17 protein-coding genes are annotated in these 15,784 nt (G+C 63.0%); 4 read left to right on the forward strand and 13 right to left on the reverse strand.

Annotated elements, in window-relative coordinates; genetic code table 11:
- The 7 genes from IQK56_RS27515 to IQK56_RS27545 all read right to left on the reverse strand — a co-directional run.
- The coding region (locus IQK56_RS27515; protein ID WP_341869556.1) for an L-rhamnose/proton symporter RhaT at positions 1–558 on the reverse strand (558 nt) is incomplete at its 3' end.
- Positions 559–598: 40 nt separating this feature from the next.
- Positions 599–919 (reverse strand): L-rhamnose mutarotase, encoded by a 321-nt coding sequence (gene rhaM / locus IQK56_RS27520; protein ID WP_191632494.1) that lies wholly within the window; start codon positions 917–919, stop codon positions 599–601.
- Complete coding sequence (locus IQK56_RS27525; protein ID WP_193863522.1) at positions 919–1,794, reverse strand: amidohydrolase family protein; 876 nt, start codon at positions 1,792–1,794, stop codon at positions 919–921. Before IQK56_RS27525 ends, rhaM begins: the two co-directional genes overlap by 1 nt.
- Before the next feature lie 69 nt (positions 1,795–1,863).
- Positions 1,864–3,297: an aldehyde dehydrogenase gene (gene aldA, locus IQK56_RS27530; protein WP_193901897.1), complete on the reverse strand. Its 1,434-nt coding sequence runs from the start codon at positions 3,295–3,297 to the stop codon at positions 1,864–1,866.
- Between the two features lie 10 nt (positions 3,298–3,307).
- Positions 3,308–4,108: an aldolase/citrate lyase family protein gene (locus tag IQK56_RS27535; protein ID WP_122307860.1), complete on the reverse strand. Its 801-nt coding sequence runs from the start codon at positions 4,106–4,108 to the stop codon at positions 3,308–3,310.
- A gap of 11 nt (positions 4,109–4,119) precedes the next feature.
- Positions 4,120–5,304, reverse strand: a complete 1,185-nt coding sequence (gene rhmD / locus IQK56_RS27540; RefSeq protein ID WP_112195436.1) for an L-rhamnonate dehydratase — start codon at positions 5,302–5,304, stop codon at positions 4,120–4,122.
- Positions 5,305–5,320: 16 nt separating this feature from the next.
- Positions 5,321–6,616, reverse strand: a complete 1,296-nt coding sequence (locus tag IQK56_RS27545; protein WP_122307861.1) for an MFS transporter — start codon at positions 6,614–6,616, stop codon at positions 5,321–5,323.
- A 115-nt stretch (positions 6,617–6,731) separates the two neighbouring features.
- Between IQK56_RS27545 and IQK56_RS27550 the strand changes: the two genes are divergently transcribed.
- From IQK56_RS27550 to IQK56_RS27560, 3 genes are all read left to right on the forward strand, one after another.
- Entirely contained in the window at positions 6,732–7,673 is a 942-nt protein-coding gene (locus IQK56_RS27550; RefSeq protein ID WP_122307862.1) for a LysR family transcriptional regulator, read from the forward strand.
- Between the two features lie 92 nt (positions 7,674–7,765).
- Positions 7,766–8,284 (forward strand): sigma-70 family RNA polymerase sigma factor, encoded by a 519-nt coding sequence (locus IQK56_RS27555; RefSeq protein ID WP_122307863.1) that lies wholly within the window; start codon positions 7,766–7,768, stop codon positions 8,282–8,284.
- Entirely contained in the window at positions 8,281–9,201 is a 921-nt protein-coding gene (locus IQK56_RS27560; RefSeq protein WP_150676573.1) for a FecR domain-containing protein, read from the forward strand. Before IQK56_RS27555 ends, IQK56_RS27560 begins: the two co-directional genes overlap by 4 nt.
- Positions 9,202–9,216: 15 nt before the next feature.
- Here IQK56_RS27560 and IQK56_RS27565 read toward each other — a convergent pair whose 3' ends face one another.
- From IQK56_RS27565 to IQK56_RS27575, 3 genes are read right to left on the reverse strand one after another with little or no spacing between them, the layout of a single operon-like run.
- Positions 9,217–9,933, reverse strand: coding sequence for an ABC transporter ATP-binding protein (locus tag IQK56_RS27565; protein WP_150676574.1), 717 nt, complete (start codon positions 9,931–9,933; stop codon positions 9,217–9,219).
- Complete coding sequence (locus IQK56_RS27570) at positions 9,930–10,751, reverse strand: ABC transporter permease (protein ID WP_122307866.1); 822 nt, start codon at positions 10,749–10,751, stop codon at positions 9,930–9,932. The genes IQK56_RS27565 and IQK56_RS27570 overlap by 4 nt, the downstream gene beginning before the upstream one ends.
- A gap of 10 nt (positions 10,752–10,761) precedes the next feature.
- Positions 10,762–11,718: an aliphatic sulfonate ABC transporter substrate-binding protein gene (locus IQK56_RS27575; protein ID WP_193901898.1), complete on the reverse strand. Its 957-nt coding sequence runs from the start codon at positions 11,716–11,718 to the stop codon at positions 10,762–10,764.
- A gap of 442 nt (positions 11,719–12,160) precedes the next feature.
- Here IQK56_RS27575 and IQK56_RS27580 point away from each other — a divergent pair, with 442 nt between their 5' ends.
- On the forward strand, positions 12,161–12,376 hold the full coding sequence (locus tag IQK56_RS27580; RefSeq protein ID WP_003173733.1) for a TOBE domain-containing protein: 216 nt from the start codon (positions 12,161–12,163) through the stop codon (positions 12,374–12,376).
- A 44-nt stretch (positions 12,377–12,420) separates the two neighbouring features.
- Here the strand turns inward: IQK56_RS27580 and IQK56_RS27585 are convergent, their stop codons facing one another.
- The 3 genes from IQK56_RS27585 to IQK56_RS27595 form a co-directional block, all read right to left on the reverse strand.
- Entirely contained in the window at positions 12,421–13,566 is a 1,146-nt protein-coding gene (locus tag IQK56_RS27585; RefSeq protein ID WP_193862682.1) for a MalY/PatB family protein, read from the reverse strand.
- Between the two features lie 76 nt (positions 13,567–13,642).
- Entirely contained in the window at positions 13,643–14,953 is a 1,311-nt protein-coding gene (locus tag IQK56_RS27590; protein WP_122307869.1) for an MFS transporter, read from the reverse strand.
- A gap of 92 nt (positions 14,954–15,045) precedes the next feature.
- Positions 15,046–15,678, reverse strand: a complete 633-nt coding sequence (locus tag IQK56_RS27595; protein ID WP_193862684.1) for an N-carbamoylsarcosine amidohydrolase — start codon at positions 15,676–15,678, stop codon at positions 15,046–15,048.
- Positions 15,679–15,784 lie beyond the last annotated feature (106 nt).

Below are 15,784 nucleotides of genomic sequence, written 5' to 3' on the forward strand. Positions count from 1 at the left end.
GCCCTTGCCCAGGGAAAACTCGCTGACACTGGCGAATTTCACCGCCTCGGACACTTCCCGCTCCTTGATCAACCCAGCCTTGCCGCACACCGCAATACCCACCAGCGACACCGCCACGCCCCACAACACCCAATGCCCGCCCTGGGAGGCCAGCATCGAGGTCAGGGTGCCTTCGGTGGCATCGGTGAACAGGTCGCGGTACAGCGCCGGCATCAGGGCGCCGAGGGCCGAGGTCAGGCCCATGATCAGCGACATGCCTAACGACAGGCCGAGGTAGCGCATGGTCAGGCCGAAGGTCAGCCCGCCGATGCCCCACAACACGCCGAACAGATAGGTCCACAGCAGGGTGCTGGTGTCGGCGTTGCGCAGGATGTCTACCCAGCCCGGCACGGTCAGTTGCGCGGCGATCAGCGGCACGATCAACCAGGACACCAGGCCGCCGGTGATCCAATAACTTTCCCAGGCCCACCCGCGAACCTTCTTGTAGGGGATGTAGAAACTGCCGGAGGCGAAGCCGCCGATAAAGTGCAGAATCACACCAAGGAGAATGATTTCCACGTAGTCGAATCCTTTTTATTGTTGTTGGGCGTCCGTTAATTCAGGGGCGCGACAGGTGGAACATGGGCAGCAAGTCGACGCTGATCGGCGAGGCGTCCGCATGGCTGGGCATGATGTCCTGCATGTAGGTCCACCAGCGTTGCATCAGTGCGGTACCGGGCAGTTCATCCAGGCCGTGGGCGTCCTCATGGGTCAGCACGGCGAACAGCGCGTTGGCCGGTTCGTCGAGGAAAATCCGGTAGTCCACCACACCGGCGTCCAGCAGGGCCTGGGCCAGTTCCGGCCAGATCTCGTCGTGGCGCCGGCGATATTCGTCGGCCTGCCCAGGATTGAGGTTCATGCGAAAGGCACGGGTCTGCATCACTGCGCTCCATGGGTCGGGGTGTAGATACGCACCGCGTTGTGCAGGAAAAACTGTGCTTGCACGGCCTCGGGTTTGCCCGCCATGCAGCTTTTAACGAGCCCCAGGGTGGTGGCGAAATCCGCCAGGTGATCACTGTTGGGCCAGTCGCTGCCGAAGAAGCAGCGCTCGTCACCAAACGCCTCCCACAACACCGCCAACCGGTCGTTGTAGAGCGCGGTGTCGACGATCAGGCCGTGCGGGCCGAGTTGGGGAATCTCCGCCAGCTTGGCGAACACGTTGGGGCGCTCTGCCAGGCGTAGCAGGTCGGCGTGATAAGCCGCCTCTTCACCGGCCGGCACCTGGGCATTGGGCAAATGGTCGACGATGATGCGCAACTCGGGCAGCGCATCGCTGAGCGTCAACAAGCCCTTGATCAAACGCGGGTTCGGGTTGGCACTGTCCAGGCTGCGACCGCTGGCGGCCAGTTGGCGCAAGCCGTCGATAAAACCGGGGCGCGTCTGATCCAGCAGCAAGTCGCGGTCCCATAGGTTGCCGTAGCGCAGGCCGAGGAACAGCGGCTCTTGCACCCGTGCAGCGAGGTCGGCGGCGAAGTCCGCGTGCAGCGGGTCCAGGTTGCCGACAAACCCGAGCATGCGCGGGTCGCTGCGCAGGGTCTCAAGCAACCAACGGTTGTCGTCCCGCCATGGGCTGGCTTCCACCGCGATGGCGCCGACCACATTGTGCGAGCTGGCGACGGCCCAGTAATCGCTGGGTAAATGCGCGGCATACAAGCGGTTGCCCGGCTCGGGCCACGGGATGCCCTGGGGGCGACGCGGGTCGAACAGGTGCAGATGACTGTCGATGATAGGGCCGGTATAGAGCGTCTGGGGCATTACGCAATCCTTGTGAGACTCTGTCAGGAAGGGCCAGCACGCTACCGCGCACCGGCCCGTTACACCACCTCAGCTCTGCAGGTACACCACATGGGTGTGGGTGTATTCGTAGAGGCCGTGCTTACCATCGGCGCCGCCGATCCCGGATTTACGCACGCCAGCGTGGAAACCCTGCATGGCCTCGAAGTTTTCGCGATTGACGTAGGTTTCACCAAAGTCGATCTCGCGCACCGCGTGCATGGCCTTGCCCAGGTCACGGGTGTAGATCGATGAGGTCAGGCCGTAGTCGCAGTCATTGGCCAGGGCGATGGCTTCGTCGAGGTCGTCGACGATCTGGATCGGCAGCACCGGGCCGAAGATCTCTTCGCGCATGATCTCCATGTCGGCGCGGCAGCCGGCCAACACCGTCGGCTGGAAGTGAAAGCCCGCGCCAAGGTCGGCGATCTGCCCGCCGCTGACCAGCGTGGCGCCCTGACTCAACGCGGTACGCACCTTGCGGTTGACGTTGTCCAGGCCCTGGCGGTTGATCAGCGGACCCATTTCCGCACCAGCCATGGCCATCGGGTCGCCGTAGCGCGTGGCCGACATGGCCGCGCTGATGCGTTCGATAAACAGGTCGGCAACCTTGCGCTCCACGTACACCCGCTCGGCGCAGTTGCACACTTGCCCGGTGTTGATGATGCGCGAGTCGCGGATGGCTTTGACCGCCAATTCCAGGTCGGCATCCGCCAGCACGATGGCCGGAGCCTTGCCGCCCAGTTCCAGGTTGAGCTTGGTAATGTTCGGCGCGGCGGCGGCCATGATCCGTGAGCCGGTGGCAACGCTGCCGGTGAAGCTGATCATGTCCACGCCTTTGTGAGCGGTGAGTGCACCGCCGACCTGGCCGTCACCGCAGACCACGTTGAACACGCCCGCGGGCAGGTCGGTCTCGGCCACCAGCTTGGCAAATTCAAAGCAGTTGTTCGGCGTTTCTTCGCTGGGCTTGATCACGATGGTGTTGCCGGTGAGCAGCGCCGGGGCCATTTTGCGGGCGATCAAAAAAAATGGGAAATTCCACGGCAGAATGCCCGCGACAACACCCAAGGGTTTGCGGAACAGGAAGATGTTTTCGTTGGGCCGGTCGCTGGTGATGATCTCGCCTTCGATGCGGCGCGCCCATTCGGCCATGTAGTCGAGGTAGTCGGCGGTGAAATTCACTTCGACTTCGGCCAGCCCGCTGACCTTGCCCTGTTCCAGGGTGATGGTGCGCGCCAGGTGCGCGACGTTTTCCCGCAGCTTGGCGGCGATGCGGCGCAAATGCCCGGCGCGTTCGATGGCGGGTTTGCGCGCCCACGCTTTTTGCGCACCCCGTGCAGCGGCGAGGGCCTGGTCGACGTCAGCGGCGGTGGAGGCGGGCACCTTGGACAGCAAGGCGCCGGTGGCCGGGTTGAGCACGTCGAGATGGGCTTCGCTGGGCACGAAACACCCATTGATAAAGTTCTGGTACACGGGAACGGATGACATGGGCAGCTCCTTAGTAAGTGCGCGACGGCGCTTTCGCGTCGGCAACCGGGCGATAGCGGGCGAGGGTGGCGAGGGCGCTTTGACGCAGCAGGCTGATGTCGATGGCCACCGCGATAAAGCGGCAACCCCAGGCCTGGTAGCGGCGTGCGTCCTCCTCGTTGGGCGCCAGGATGCCGCAGACCTTGCCGGCGGCGAGGGTGGCGTCCACCGCGTGCCGGATGCGCTCCTGCACCTCGGGGTGGCCGGGGTTGCCGGCGTGGCCGAGGCCGATGGACAGGTCGGCGGGGCCGATGAATACCGCGTCCACGCCTTCCACCGCCGCAATCGCCGCGACGTTTTCCACGCCCAGGCGCGACTCCACCTGCACGATCAGGCACAGCTCTTCATGGGCGGTTTGCAGGTAGTTCGCCACGCCGTCCCAGCGGGTGGCGCGGGTCAAGCCGCCGCCGACGCCGCGGATGCCGTGGGGCGGGTAACGCATGGCGCGCACCAGGGCCTGGGCCTGTTCGGCGGTTTCGACCATGGGGATCATCAGCGTCTGGGCGCCGACGTCGAGCAGTTGCTTGATCAGGCTGGCGTCGCTATTCACCGCACGCACGACCGGTGCCGTGGTGTAGGGCGCCACGGTCTGTAATTGGTTGAGCACGCTGGGCACGGTGTTGGGCGCGTGTTCGCCGTCGATCAGCATCCAGTCGTAACCAAGACCGGCGACGATCTCGGCGGCGTAGCCGGTGGCGAAACCGGCCCAGATGCCGTACTGGGTGGCGTCGTGCGCCAGGGTGGCCTTGAAGCCATTGCGGGGCATGTTCATGGCAGATTCCCTTAGCGGTTATACGGACGGTGCAGTTGGCAATCCGGGTTCAGGTCAACGCCGAAACCGGGCTTGTCGAGCACCGACAGGCGCATGCGGCCATTGATTGGCACCGGTTCGCCGAGCAGTTGCGGGTGGAACATCGGCACCACTTCATCGGCCTTCGGCGCCATCATCAGGAATTCGGCGAACGGACTGTTTTGCCGCGTGGCGACAAAGTGGTAGCTGTACACCGACGAGCCGTGGGGCACGACCATCGCATTGTGGGCATCGGCCAGGGCCGAAATTTTCACCAACTCGGTGAGGCCGCCGCACCAGCCGACATCCGGCTGGATAATGTCGCAGCAACCCATTTCCAGCAGCATGCGAAAGCCCCAACGGGTGGCTTCGTGTTCGCCAGTGGTCACCAGCATGCCCTTGGGCACGTTGTTGCGCAGGGCCGCGTAGCCCCAGTAATCGTCCGGGCTCAGGGCTTCTTCGATCCACTTGAGCCCGTGTTCATGGGCGCCGATCGCCAGTTTGGTCGCGTAGTTGAGGTCCAGGCTCATCCAGCAATCGAGCATCAGCCAGAAGTCCGGGCCGACCCGCTCGCGCATGTCGGCCAATTGTTCGAGGTTTTTGCGCAGGCCTTCTTCGCCTTCGCTGGGGCCGTGGTGCAGGGGCATCTTGCCGCCGATAAAACCCATTTTCTGGGCCAGGTCCGGGCGGGCGCCGGTGGCGTAGAACTGCAATTCGTCACGCACCGCACCGCCGAGCAGTTGGTGCACCGGCTCCTGGCGGATCTTGCCGAGCAAGTCCCACAGCGCCAGGTCGACGCCGGAAATGGTGTTGATCACCAAGCCCTTGCGGCCGTAGTAGAGGGTGGACTGGTACATCTGGTCCCAGATCTTTTCGATATCGGTGACGCGGGCACCTTCGATAAAGCGCGCCAGGTGCTTTTCGACGATATATGCCGCCGGTTCGCCGCCGGTGGTCACGGCAAACCCGACGGTGCCGTCGCTGGCTTCGATCTCCACCACCAGCGTGCCGAGCACGTTGATGCCGAAACTGCGGCGGCTCTGGCGGTACTCGGGGTATTTGCTCATGGGTGTGCAGATGTGATCGTCGATCCAGTGGCCGTCGGCCTGATCGTGGTAATCGGCGCCGCCGCCTCGCAATACAAAAGCGCGCACGTGTTTGATGGTGAGATGACCCATGGTAAGACTCCTGGCGTTAAACAGTGGCCGGCGTGTTCGATGCAGTGCGGCCGGGTGAATGGATGCCCAGTACCAGCAATGCAGCCAGCACTGTGGTGGCGGACAGCAGGTACAAACCGGCTGCCGGGGAATGGAAGGCGCCTTCGGCCCAGTGCTTGATGACCGGCGCGATAAAGCCGCCGAGGGCACCGAAGGAGTTGATCAGCGCAATACCCGCTGCCGCAGCGCTGCCCGCCAGGTAGCTCGACGGAAAGGTCCAGAACACCGGTTGCACCGCGATAAAACCCGAGGCGGCAAAACACAGGGCGAGCATGCCCAGCAATGGGTTGGTGAAGGTCACCGAGCAGGCGATGCCGGCAGCGGCCATCAATAACGTCAGGCAGGCGGTGCGGCGGCGTTCGCCGGTGCGGTCGGAATAACCGGGGATCCACCACGCGGCAAACAGTGCGCAGATCCAGGGAATCGCCGAGACCAGCCCGACCATCAAGCCGACCTTGGTGCCGAGCAGGTCGCCCACTTGGGTCGGCAGGTAAAACACCACGCCGTAGACGCTGGCCTGGATCAGCAAATACACCAGGCACAGGTACAGTACCGACGGCTGGCACAGCACGTTCAGCAGGCTGCGCCCGTGGGAGGTTTTGTGTTGGTCTTCTGCATCCAGCAAGGTCTGGATTTGCTCGCGCTCATCCGCGCTCAGCCATTTGGCGTCGGCGGGGCGGTTGTCCAGGTACCAGTAGGCCCAGATGCCCACGGCGGTGGCCATCAGGCCTTCCACCGCGAACAGCCATTGCCAGCCGTGAATGCCAGCGAAGCCATCCATCTCCAGCAGCAGGCCGGACAGCGGGCTGCCGAAGATGAACGCCAGGGGTGCGCCGAAGTAGAAGAAACCCATGGCCTTGCCGCGCACGGCCTGGGGGAACCAGTAAGTGAGGTAGAGGATCACGCCAGGGAAGAAGCCGGCTTCGGCCACACCGAGCAAGAAACGCAGCGCGTAAAAACTGGTTTCGTTATGGGCAAACACCATCGCCGCCGAAATCAGGCCCCAGCTGACCATGATGCGGCACATCCACAGGCGGGCGCCGACACGGTGCAGGATCAGGTTGCTCGGCACTTCCAGCAGCGCGTAGCCGACAAAGAACACGCCGGCGCCGAAGGCAAACGCGGCATCGCTCAAGCCGGTGTCGGCCTGGAAGGCTTGTTTGGCAAACCCAACGTTGGCGCGGTCGAGAAACGCCATGATGTACATCAACAGCAGGAAGGGCAGCAGCCGCCAGGAAATCTTGGCGAGCAGGGGCGCGGGCAGGGTTTTCATGATGGAGTCCGTTGTTTTGTTCTTATGGGACGGACTGTACGGCGACCGAGCAATACGCTACAAATCGAATCTAGCTTACAAGTGATACCCTCAGGGTATCGATAATGAGGAATTCATGAGTAGTCCCGTCATCTCCCGCAGCCTGTTCAATCGCCTGCGCTACAAGCATCTGCATATGCTGGTGGCGCTCAGTTCCAGCCAGAACCTGCACCGTGCCTCCCAGGCCCTGAACATGTCGCAACCGGCGGCCACCCGCATGCTGCGCGAGATTGAGGACATGTTCGGTTGCGACCTGTTCGAACGCTTGCCACGGGGCATGCGGCCCACGGCACTGGGCCAGGAACTGATCCGCTTTGCCGAATCGGCCCTCAGCGGCCTGGACCGCTGCGCCGAAGACTTGATGGCGCGCCAGCAGGGCGGTTATGGCTACCTGTCGATCGGCACCATCATGGGCGCCGCGCCGGACCTGGTGATGGACTCCATCGCGCAGATCAAAGCGCTCAACCCGCAACTGCGCATCCGCATCATGGGCGACACCAGCGACCAAGTGATCCAACTGCTCGAACAGGGCCGCATCGACCTGGCCATCAGCCGGCGTACCGCCGCGACCGACAGCGAACACTACAGTTTCGAGCCTCTGGGCAACGAACGGATGCTGGTGGTGGTGCACGCCGGGCACCCGTTGGCGCAACGCAAGCACCTGGACCTGGCGGAACTGGTGCGCGACTGGCCATGGATCCTGCAACCGCAGGCCAGCCCGGCGCGTATCGGCTTCGACCAGGCCTTGCAGGACCTGGCACTGCCGAGCCCGGCGGACATTATCGAATGCAGCTCGGTGTACTCCATGCAGCAGTTGATCCAACTGACCGACGCGGTGATGGTGCTGTCGGAAAGTGCCCTGCGCGATTACCTGAAGATGGGCCTGGTGGTGGCGCTGCCGGTGGCCCTGGATGTGCGCCTGGCACCGTTCGGCATGCTGCTGCGCAAGGGCGAGGGGGTGAGCCGGGAATTGGGGCTGTTTAGGGACTTGCTGCGGCAGAAAGCGGCGATGCTCTAAACGCAATCTTGAAAAGGGCATGGTGTCGCGGCAGGATATTAAATAGAATGAATCTCATTTGAGACTCACTCGCGCCGTGCAGGTTGCTTGCCATGAATGATGCTGTTGTCCCGACGCACGCCCCTGAACTGACGCTGTCGAGCTTGTACCGTGACCATCGCAGCTGGCTGGAAAGCTGGCTGCGCCGGCGCCTGGGCAATGCCTGGGATGCGGCGGACCTGAGCCAGGATACGTTCCTGCGCGTACTGGCCAGTGCCCAGCCGATTGCACAGATGCAGGAGCCGCGGGCGTATCTGGTGACGGTGGGCAAGCGCCTGCTGGTGAATTTTCATCAGCGTCGCAGCCTGGAGCAGGCGTATATGAACGCCCTGGCCAGCTTGCCCGAAGCCTGCGTGCCGTCCCCCGAACAGCGTTGGTTGATGCTGGAAACCCTGCAAGCCCTGGATGAATTGCTCGATGGCTTGCCGGTGCTGGTGCGCCGCGCCTTTCTGTGGAGCCAACTGGAGGGCCTGGGCTATCGCGAGATTGCCGAACGGCTGCAGGTGTCCGAGCGCACGGTCAAGCGCTACATGGCCCAGGCCTACGAACATTGCCTGCTGGTGGAGCTGTGAGCCGCGACGTCGCCCGTGCTGCCGCCCAGTGGCTGGCGCTGCTGGAGTCCGGCGCGGCCACCGAGCGTGATCACGCCGCGCTGCAGCACTGGCGCGACAGCCATCCGCAACATGAACAGACCTGGCAGAAAGCCCAATCCTTGCGTCAACGCTTCAGCGGCTTGCCCCAGGCACTGGCGATGGCCAGCCTCGACCGCCCGCAACTTGGGCGACGTGCGGTGCTCAAGCGTGCATTGGGCGTGGCGGCGCTGCTGCCGACGGCTTGGCTGATCAGCCGCCAGTTGCCCATCGACACCTGGCGGGCCGACCTGCATACCGCCACCGGCGAGCGTAAACGCCTGCCGTTGGCCGACGGTGCCAGCCTGCAGCTCAATACCGCCACGGCGGTAGACGTGGACTTGGCGCAGCGCCGCATCAGTCTGGTCGACGGTGAACTGGCGCTGACCGTGCCGGGCACGGCGACGATGACCGTGCACACCCGCTACGGTGAACTGCAACTCAGCCAGGCTGAACTCTGCGTTCGGCAACTGGCGTCCGGTTGTCTGCTCTCGGTGCTCAAGGGCACGGTGCAGGTACGCGACCTGAACGGCCAGACGGCGAGCTTGCAGGCAGGCCGGCAAGCACCGCTCAAGGCCAGCGGGCTTGGGGCCTGGGCGCCGTTTGATGTGATGCAACTCGGTTGGCGCGACGGTGTGCTGACCGCGCAGAACCAGCCGTTGGGGGATTTTCTGCGGGAGTTGGAGCGCTATCGTCCGGGGGTGTTGCGCTGGGAGCCTGGTCTAGAGGCGATGCGGGTGACCGGCAGTTTCCGCCTGGACGACACGGATCGCATCCTCAACCTGCTGGCCTCGACCCTGGGGTTGGAGGTGCAGGCGCGGACGCGCTATTGGGTGACCTTGCGCCAGAAACTGGCGTGACGGTTCCGTTTGGCTTTAGATCACATGCGCCCGCTGCAACTCTGTCAAGGCCAAGGCCTTGAGCTGGGCCAGCAGCGGGTCGCGCCGATCCCGAGGGTGCGGCAGATCCACCGCCAGTTCCTGGCGAATGCTGCTCGGCCGGTTGCCCATCACCAGCACGCGGTCACTCAGGTACAGCGCCTCATCCACATCATGGGTTACCAGCAACAACGCAATGGCATGGTGTTCGGCCAGTTGCAGCAGCAAGTCCTGCAGTTTCATGCGGGTAAACGCATCCACCGCGCTGAACGGTTCATCGAGCAACAGCACCTGCGGGCGTGAATACAGGCCGCGTGCGATAGCCACCCGTTGCGCCATGCCGCCGGACAGCGCCTTGGGCAGCGCCTGGGCGAAGCCCGTGAGACCGACTTCCTCGATCAACTGCGTGACCCAGGCCTTGTCGTAATGGCGGTCATCGCTGAAGCCGATGTTCTGCTCCACGGTGAGCCAGGGCATCAGCCGAGGCTCCTGGAACACAAACGCCACCTCGCCGTCGGGGCTGCGCAACTGGCCCTGGAAGTCGGTTTCCAGCCCGGCGACGATGCGCAGCAAGGTGCTTTTGCCGCAACCGCTGGGGCCCAGCAGGCTGACGGCTTCACGCGGTTGCAGAGCCAGGCGCACGTCGTTGAGTACGGTGGTGTCGGCGAAGCTTTTACGCGCGACGTGAATGTCCAATAACGGTTGCATGTTCATTGCTCCTGGCCGGTAAAGGTGTCGCGCCAGGCCAGGCAGCGTTTCTCCAGCGCCGCCAGCAGGCCATCGGTGAACTTGCCCAGTAACGCCAACACGATGATCGCCGCCAGCACGATGTCGGGCCGCGACGTTTCCCGCCCGTCGCTGAGCAGATAACCCAAGCCCTTGGTGGCCGCAATCAATTCGGCAGCCACCAGGAACATCCATGCCAGGCTCAAGCCACTGCGCAAACCGGTAAACAGGCCGGGCAGGGCGGCGGGCAGCAGGATGCGCCGCACCAGGCGGCGCCGACTGAAACCGTACATCTGCCCGACTTCAACCAACTTGCGGTCGATATCGCGAATCGCCGCGACACCATTGAGGTACACCGGGAAAAACGCGCCAATGGCGATCAGCACGATCTTTGAGGTTTCATCGATGCCCAGCCACAGCAGCAACAGTGGCACCCAGGCCAGGCTTGGGATTGAACGCAGGCCGGCGAAGGTCGGCTCCAGGTAGGCTTCGGCTTCTCGGCTCAAACCGACCCAGGCGGCGAACACCAGTGCGAGGCCGGCGCCAATGGCAAAGCCCAGCAGCACCCGTCCCAGGCTGGCGCTGATGTGTTTCCACAGCGCGCCGTCGGCCAGCTCGCCAAGGGTGACGGCGATCTCGCTCGGTGCCGGCATCTGGTACGAAGGCAGCCAGCCCACACGCACCACGACTTCGAGGATCAGCAAGATCGCGGTCGGCAGCACCAGGCCCTTGAGCCGTCTGGGCCAGGCACTGCGGTTGACCGCGACCGACACGGGAAGGGGCAATGCTGGGCTTTTGCTGGTCATCACGCGCTCCTTAGTGGCCGAACGAGGTATCGATCAACTGGTCGATCACTTGGTCCACATTCACCCCACGGCGCACCAGCTCTTCAGACACCAGAATCGGCGCCGCCGCTTTGGATGCAAGCACGTCCTTGCTGCTCAGGAACGGTGTGCTCAGGTCGGTGCGCGACAGTTGCAGCTTGGCCACCGCCAATGGCAGGCCGGATTCATCCGCCAGCAGTTTGGCGAACTCATCCGGGTGCTTCACCGCCCAGTCGCGGGCTTTTTCGTAGGCGCCGAGCACTGTGGTGATGGTTTGCGGATGCGCCTTGGCAAACTGCTCGGTGACGCTGACCACGCCGTAGCTGTTGAAGTCCTTGTTGCGGTACAACAGGCGCGAACCGGCCTGGATTTCGCTGGCGGCCATGTGCGGGTCGAGGCCTGCCCAGGCGTCTACGTCGCCTTTTTCCAGGGCGGTGCGACCGTCCGGGTGTTGCAGGTGCACCAGCTCCACGTCGTCCTTTTTCAGCCCGGCCTGTTGCAGGCTACGCAGGGTGAACAGGTACGGGTCGGTGCCTTTGGTGGCGGCGATCTTCTTGCCTTTCAGATCGGCGACGCTGTTGAGCGGCGAATCCTTGCGCACCACCAGGGCGGTCCATTCGGCGCGGCTGTAGACATACACCGATTTGATCGGACTGCCGTTGGCCCGGCTCAACACGGCAGACAAGCTGGCGGACGAGGCGAAGTCCACGCCGCCGCTGTTGAGGTACTCCAGCGAGCGGTTGCTGCCTTGGCTCAAGACCCAGCCGACCTTGGTATTCGGCAGGGATTGTTCCAGCCAACCGAAATGCTTGAGCACCAGGCTGACCGGCGAATAGTAGGCGTAGTCGAGGTTGACCTCGGCAGGTGCGGTTTCAGCGGCCTGGACCAGCGGTTGCAGGCTCAGGGCCAGGGCGCAGGCGCCCAGCAGGCGTAGGGTGAAGGGTTTCATGGAACAGCTCCGGACAAGGCGTTGAGAGAAGGCTTTTTCTTATATTCATAAAAATGAATCGGCATGCTCCATCATGCTTTTAAGGAATATGCAGTCTCTATGCCAAAGCCATCGCACGCCCCCCCCCGCGGAGATACCGTCTTGACTCTCACCGGGCAACCGCAAGTTTCGGGTCGTAGCAGCTGGCGCGCGCAAGCGAGGCTGCTTTGGCGCCCCACAGATCGCAGGGTGTCAATACGTACGCCACGCAGCCTCGCCAAGGCTCGACAGCTGCTACGCGGGCGGGCAAATTGTTGATCGGCTGTTGGTTGGGCAACAGTTGTATATTTCTATATGGAATAAATAAATAGATATATATTCCTTTTAATGTCATTCCAGATAGCGCACTTTGAGGGCCTGCGCATTCGTGCGGATTGACCCAACAGCCAAAAGGAAAGCCGACATGACCATCAAAGCGATCAACGTGCGCAACCAGTTCAAGGGTGTGATCAAGGAAATCCTGCTGGGCGAAGTGGTGTCGGAGATCGACGTGCAAACCGCGTCCGGCATCGTGACGTCGGTGATCACCACCCGCTCGGTGCGTGACCTGGAATTGAAAGTGGGCAGCGAAGTGATTGCCTTTGTGAAGTCCACCGAAGTGTCTATCGCCAAGCTCTAAACCCTGGCCCCCGCCATTGCAGCGGGGGCCATTTTTTGCGCGTTTCAGCGGTTGCGCAAACTGCGCTCCATACGCTGCAAGCCTTCCTCCAGCATGGCCCGTGGGCAACCGAAGTTCAGGCGCACGAACTGCTGGCTGTCATCACCGAATTCGATCCCGGCGCTCAACCCGACCTTGGCCTGTTCGAGGAAAAATTGCTGCGGGTCATCCAGGCCCAGGGCGCTGCAGTCGAGCCAGGCGAGGAAGGTGCCTTGGGGGGCATGCATCACCACGCCCGGCAAGCGCGTTTGCACAGCCTCGAGCAGGTAATCGCGGTTGGCTTGCAGGTACTGTTTCAATGCCTCCAGCCATTCGCCGCACTGGCTGTAGGCGGCGCGGGTGGCTTCCAGGCCCAGGGGGCTGACGCTGTCGACCATGCCGCAACGGGCGTGGTTGAAACGCTCGCGGATCTCGGCGTTCTGGATCACTGCAAAACAGGTCTTCAAACCGGCCACGTTGTAGGCCTTGCTGGCCGACATCAGGGTGATGGTGCGTTGCGCAATTTCCGGGCTGAGGCTGGCGGTGGGGATGTGGCGGCGACCATCGAAGCACAGCTCGGCGTGGATTTCGTCGCTGATGATCAGCGCGCCGTTGTCCAGGCAGGCAGTGGCCACGGCCAGCAGTTCTTCACGGGGGAAGACTTTGCCCATGGGGTTGTGCGGGTTGCTCAGCAGCAGTGCGCCGGCGCCGGTCAAGGCCTCGCGCATGGCGGACATTGGCGTGATGTATTCACCGTCGATCAACTCGAACGGGACTTCGATACGCGGCAGGTTCCAGTGCCCAGGCGCCAGGCGAATCGGCCGGTAGTTGGGCGTTTGCAGCACCACCGGCTGGCCCGGTTGCACAAAGGCGTGCAGCGCCATGTTGAAGCCAGGCTCGACGCCGGGTAAAAACAGCAGCTCATCGGGCAGCACGCGCCAGGCGTACTTGGCCCACAGGTCGGCGACGATGGCCTCGCGCACATCCGGGCCGGCCACGCTGTAGCCGAGGATCTGCTGATCCAGGCGCTCGTGCAGCGCCTGCAGAATGGCGGGCGGCGCGGCGATGTCCATGTCGGCGATCCACATCGGCAGCACATCGGCCGGGTAGCGGTTCCACTTGGTGCTGCCGGTGCCGAGGCGGGGGTGGATCGTGTCGAAATCAAAGCTCATGGAAAGGCCTGTATCAGGAAGGCTAATGAAGAATGGCGCTGATTCTAGCGCCATTCTTTTTATAGGCCAGCGCTGATTAACGGTTGACCAGTTTCGCCGGCAAGGCGATGACCAGGAAGCTGCTCAGGATCAGGCAGCCGGCAAAAAACCACAGCGCGCCGGCACTGCTGCCGGTGACGTCAATCGCCACCCCCATCAACGAGTTGCTCACCAGCCCGGCGATATTCGCCACCGAGCACGCCAGGGCAAAACCGGTGGCCGCTGCGGTGCCTTTGAGAAAGGTCGCCGGCAGGCTGAAAAACACCGGTACGGCACCGATGATCGCGGCCGATGCGATGGCGAACAATGCCACGGTGGCGGCGACGTTATGGGTGAAGAATGTACTGGTGGCCATTGCCGCTGCGCCGATGAAAAACGGCACGATGATGTGCCAGCGGCGTTCGCGGTGTTTGTCGGAGCTGGCGCCGATCAGCAGCATGCCCAGCAGCGCGGCCACGCTCGGCAGTGCGGTGAGCACGCCGATATGGAAGGTGTCGGTCACCCCGGCGTTGCGGATAAAGGTCGGCATCCAGAAACCCATGGCATAGGCACTGAGCAAGATCGAAAAGTCGATACCGCCGAGCATCCACACTTTGAGGTTGAAGAACCCGTCGCGGAAGCTGTGCTTGCTGCCGGTGCTGTCGGCATCGTCCTTGTGCAGTTCGCTTTCCAGCAAGGCTTTTTCTTCATCCGACAGCCATTTGGCTTGCTGGTACGTGTTGGGCAGCGCCCAGAAGGTCAGTACGCCGAGCAACACGCTGGGCACCGCTTCGATCAGGAACAGCCACTGCCAGCCGCGCAGGCCACCGACGTGGTCGAAGTGGCCCATGATCCAGCCCGACAGCGGGCCGCCGATCACGCTGGACAGCGGCAGGCCGATCATGAACAGCGCGATGATGCGCCCGCGGCGGTGGGTGGGAAACCAGGTAGTCAGGTAATACAGCACACCCGGCAGGAAGCCCGCCTCGGCGGCGCCGAGCAGGAAGCGCAGGATGTAGAACTGGGTGGTGGAGGTGACCAGCATGGTGCAGGCCGAGAGCAGGCCCCAGGTGATCATGATGCGCGCAATCCAGATCTTCGCGCCGACCCGCTCCAGCACCAGGTTGCTCGGCACTTCAAAGATGATGTAGCCAACAAAGAACAGGCCGGCGCCGAGGCCGAACGCGGTTTCGCTGAATTGCAGTTGGTCGAGCATCTGCAGCTTGGCGAAGCCGATGTTGATCCGGTCCAGGTACGCGGCCAGATAACAGAAGCACAGGAACGGAATCAGCTTCCAAGTGATCTTGTGGTAAAGCGTGTTGACCGGGTCGGCGACCGTGGTCGCGGGCGCTGCATTCGCAATGGGCATCGGGTGTCTCCTGGCGGTGACTTATGGTTTTTATACAGCCGGCAGTTGATGTAGGTGCGTGCCGCGCTCTGTGGCGCGGTTCTTGTTAAACCTTATTGCTCCCTGAACTTGCCCATCGCCTCCTGCTTGCTCACCACGTCGCCATACTTGCTGTCGATGTCGAACAGGTTGGCTTCGTGCGGGGCCGGGTGTCGATCACCGACGCATTCGCGCACGACGATGGTCCGAAACCCATGCTGCACGGCGTCCACTGCTGTTGCACGAATGCAGCCGCTGGTGGAGCAGCCGGCCAATACCACGGTGTCGATGCCCTGTGCATGCAGCATCGAGGCCAGGCTGCTGCCGAAAAACGCGCTGGCATACTGCTTGGTAATCACCACTTCATGATCCTCGGGCAACACCTCGGCGCAGAACGCCGCCAGTGGGTTGCCGTCGACCATGTCTTTCATCACCGGGGCCTTTTTGACCCAGATACCGCCATCGACGAAATGGCCGGGATGGTAGCGGATATTGGTGTGGACCACTGCAATCCCGTGCTGCCTCGCGCAGGCCAGCAACTCGACACTTTCGGCCACGGCAGTGACCACGCCCGGTGCAAACAACGGCGCGCCTTCGGTGGTGTAGCCCTGCATGAAATCGATCATCAGCAGTGCGGCCTTCTTGCCAAAGCCGATGCGGTTACCCCAGACGCCCTGGTAGTTGGCGTCGGCGGATTGTTCGTTCATCTGTTCAACCCTCATTGTTGGACCGTGCACTCACCCTTTGGTGAGTGGGCTTGCTGTAGTGAGCGGGCTTGCCCCGCGCTGGAGTGCGCAGCGCTCCCGCTTTTTT

This window comes from Pseudomonas cyclaminis (assembly GCF_015163715.1).
Lineage (GTDB): Bacteria > Pseudomonadota > Gammaproteobacteria > Pseudomonadales > Pseudomonadaceae > Aquipseudomonas > Aquipseudomonas cyclaminis.

Coding starts and splice junctions, on each gene's coding strand:
- rhaM (WP_191632494.1), bottom strand. CDS start 919: ATGCAGACCCGTGCCTTTCGCATGAACCTCAATCCTGGGCAGGCCGAC.
- IQK56_RS27525 (WP_193863522.1), bottom strand. CDS start 1,794: ATGCCCCAGACGCTCTATACCGGCCCTATCATCGACAGTCATCTGCAC.
- aldA (WP_193901897.1), bottom strand. CDS start 3,297: ATGTCATCCGTTCCCGTGTACCAGAACTTTATCAATGGGTGTTTCGTG.
- IQK56_RS27535 (WP_122307860.1), bottom strand. CDS start 4,108: ATGAACATGCCCCGCAATGGCTTCAAGGCCACCCTGGCGCACGACGCC.
- rhmD (WP_112195436.1), bottom strand. CDS start 5,304: ATGGGTCATCTCACCATCAAACACGTGCGCGCTTTTGTATTGCGAGGC.
- IQK56_RS27545 (WP_122307861.1), bottom strand. CDS start 6,616: ATGAAAACCCTGCCCGCGCCCCTGCTCGCCAAGATTTCCTGGCGGCTG.
- IQK56_RS27550 (WP_122307862.1), top strand. CDS start 6,732: ATGAGTAGTCCCGTCATCTCCCGCAGCCTGTTCAATCGCCTGCGCTAC.
- IQK56_RS27555 (WP_122307863.1), top strand. CDS start 7,766: ATGAATGATGCTGTTGTCCCGACGCACGCCCCTGAACTGACGCTGTCG.
- IQK56_RS27565 (WP_150676574.1), bottom strand. CDS start 9,933: ATGAACATGCAACCGTTATTGGACATTCACGTCGCGCGTAAAAGCTTC.
- IQK56_RS27570 (WP_122307866.1), bottom strand. CDS start 10,751: ATGACCAGCAAAAGCCCAGCATTGCCCCTTCCCGTGTCGGTCGCGGTC.
- IQK56_RS27575 (WP_193901898.1), bottom strand. CDS start 11,718: ATGAAACCCTTCACCCTACGCCTGCTGGGCGCCTGCGCCCTGGCCCTG.
- IQK56_RS27580 (WP_003173733.1), top strand. CDS start 12,161: ATGACCATCAAAGCGATCAACGTGCGCAACCAGTTCAAGGGTGTGATC.
- IQK56_RS27585 (WP_193862682.1), bottom strand. CDS start 13,566: ATGAGCTTTGATTTCGACACGATCCACCCCCGCCTCGGCACCGGCAGC.
- IQK56_RS27590 (WP_122307869.1), bottom strand. CDS start 14,953: ATGCCCATTGCGAATGCAGCGCCCGCGACCACGGTCGCCGACCCGGTC.
- IQK56_RS27595 (WP_193862684.1), bottom strand. CDS start 15,678: ATGAACGAACAATCCGCCGACGCCAACTACCAGGGCGTCTGGGGTAAC.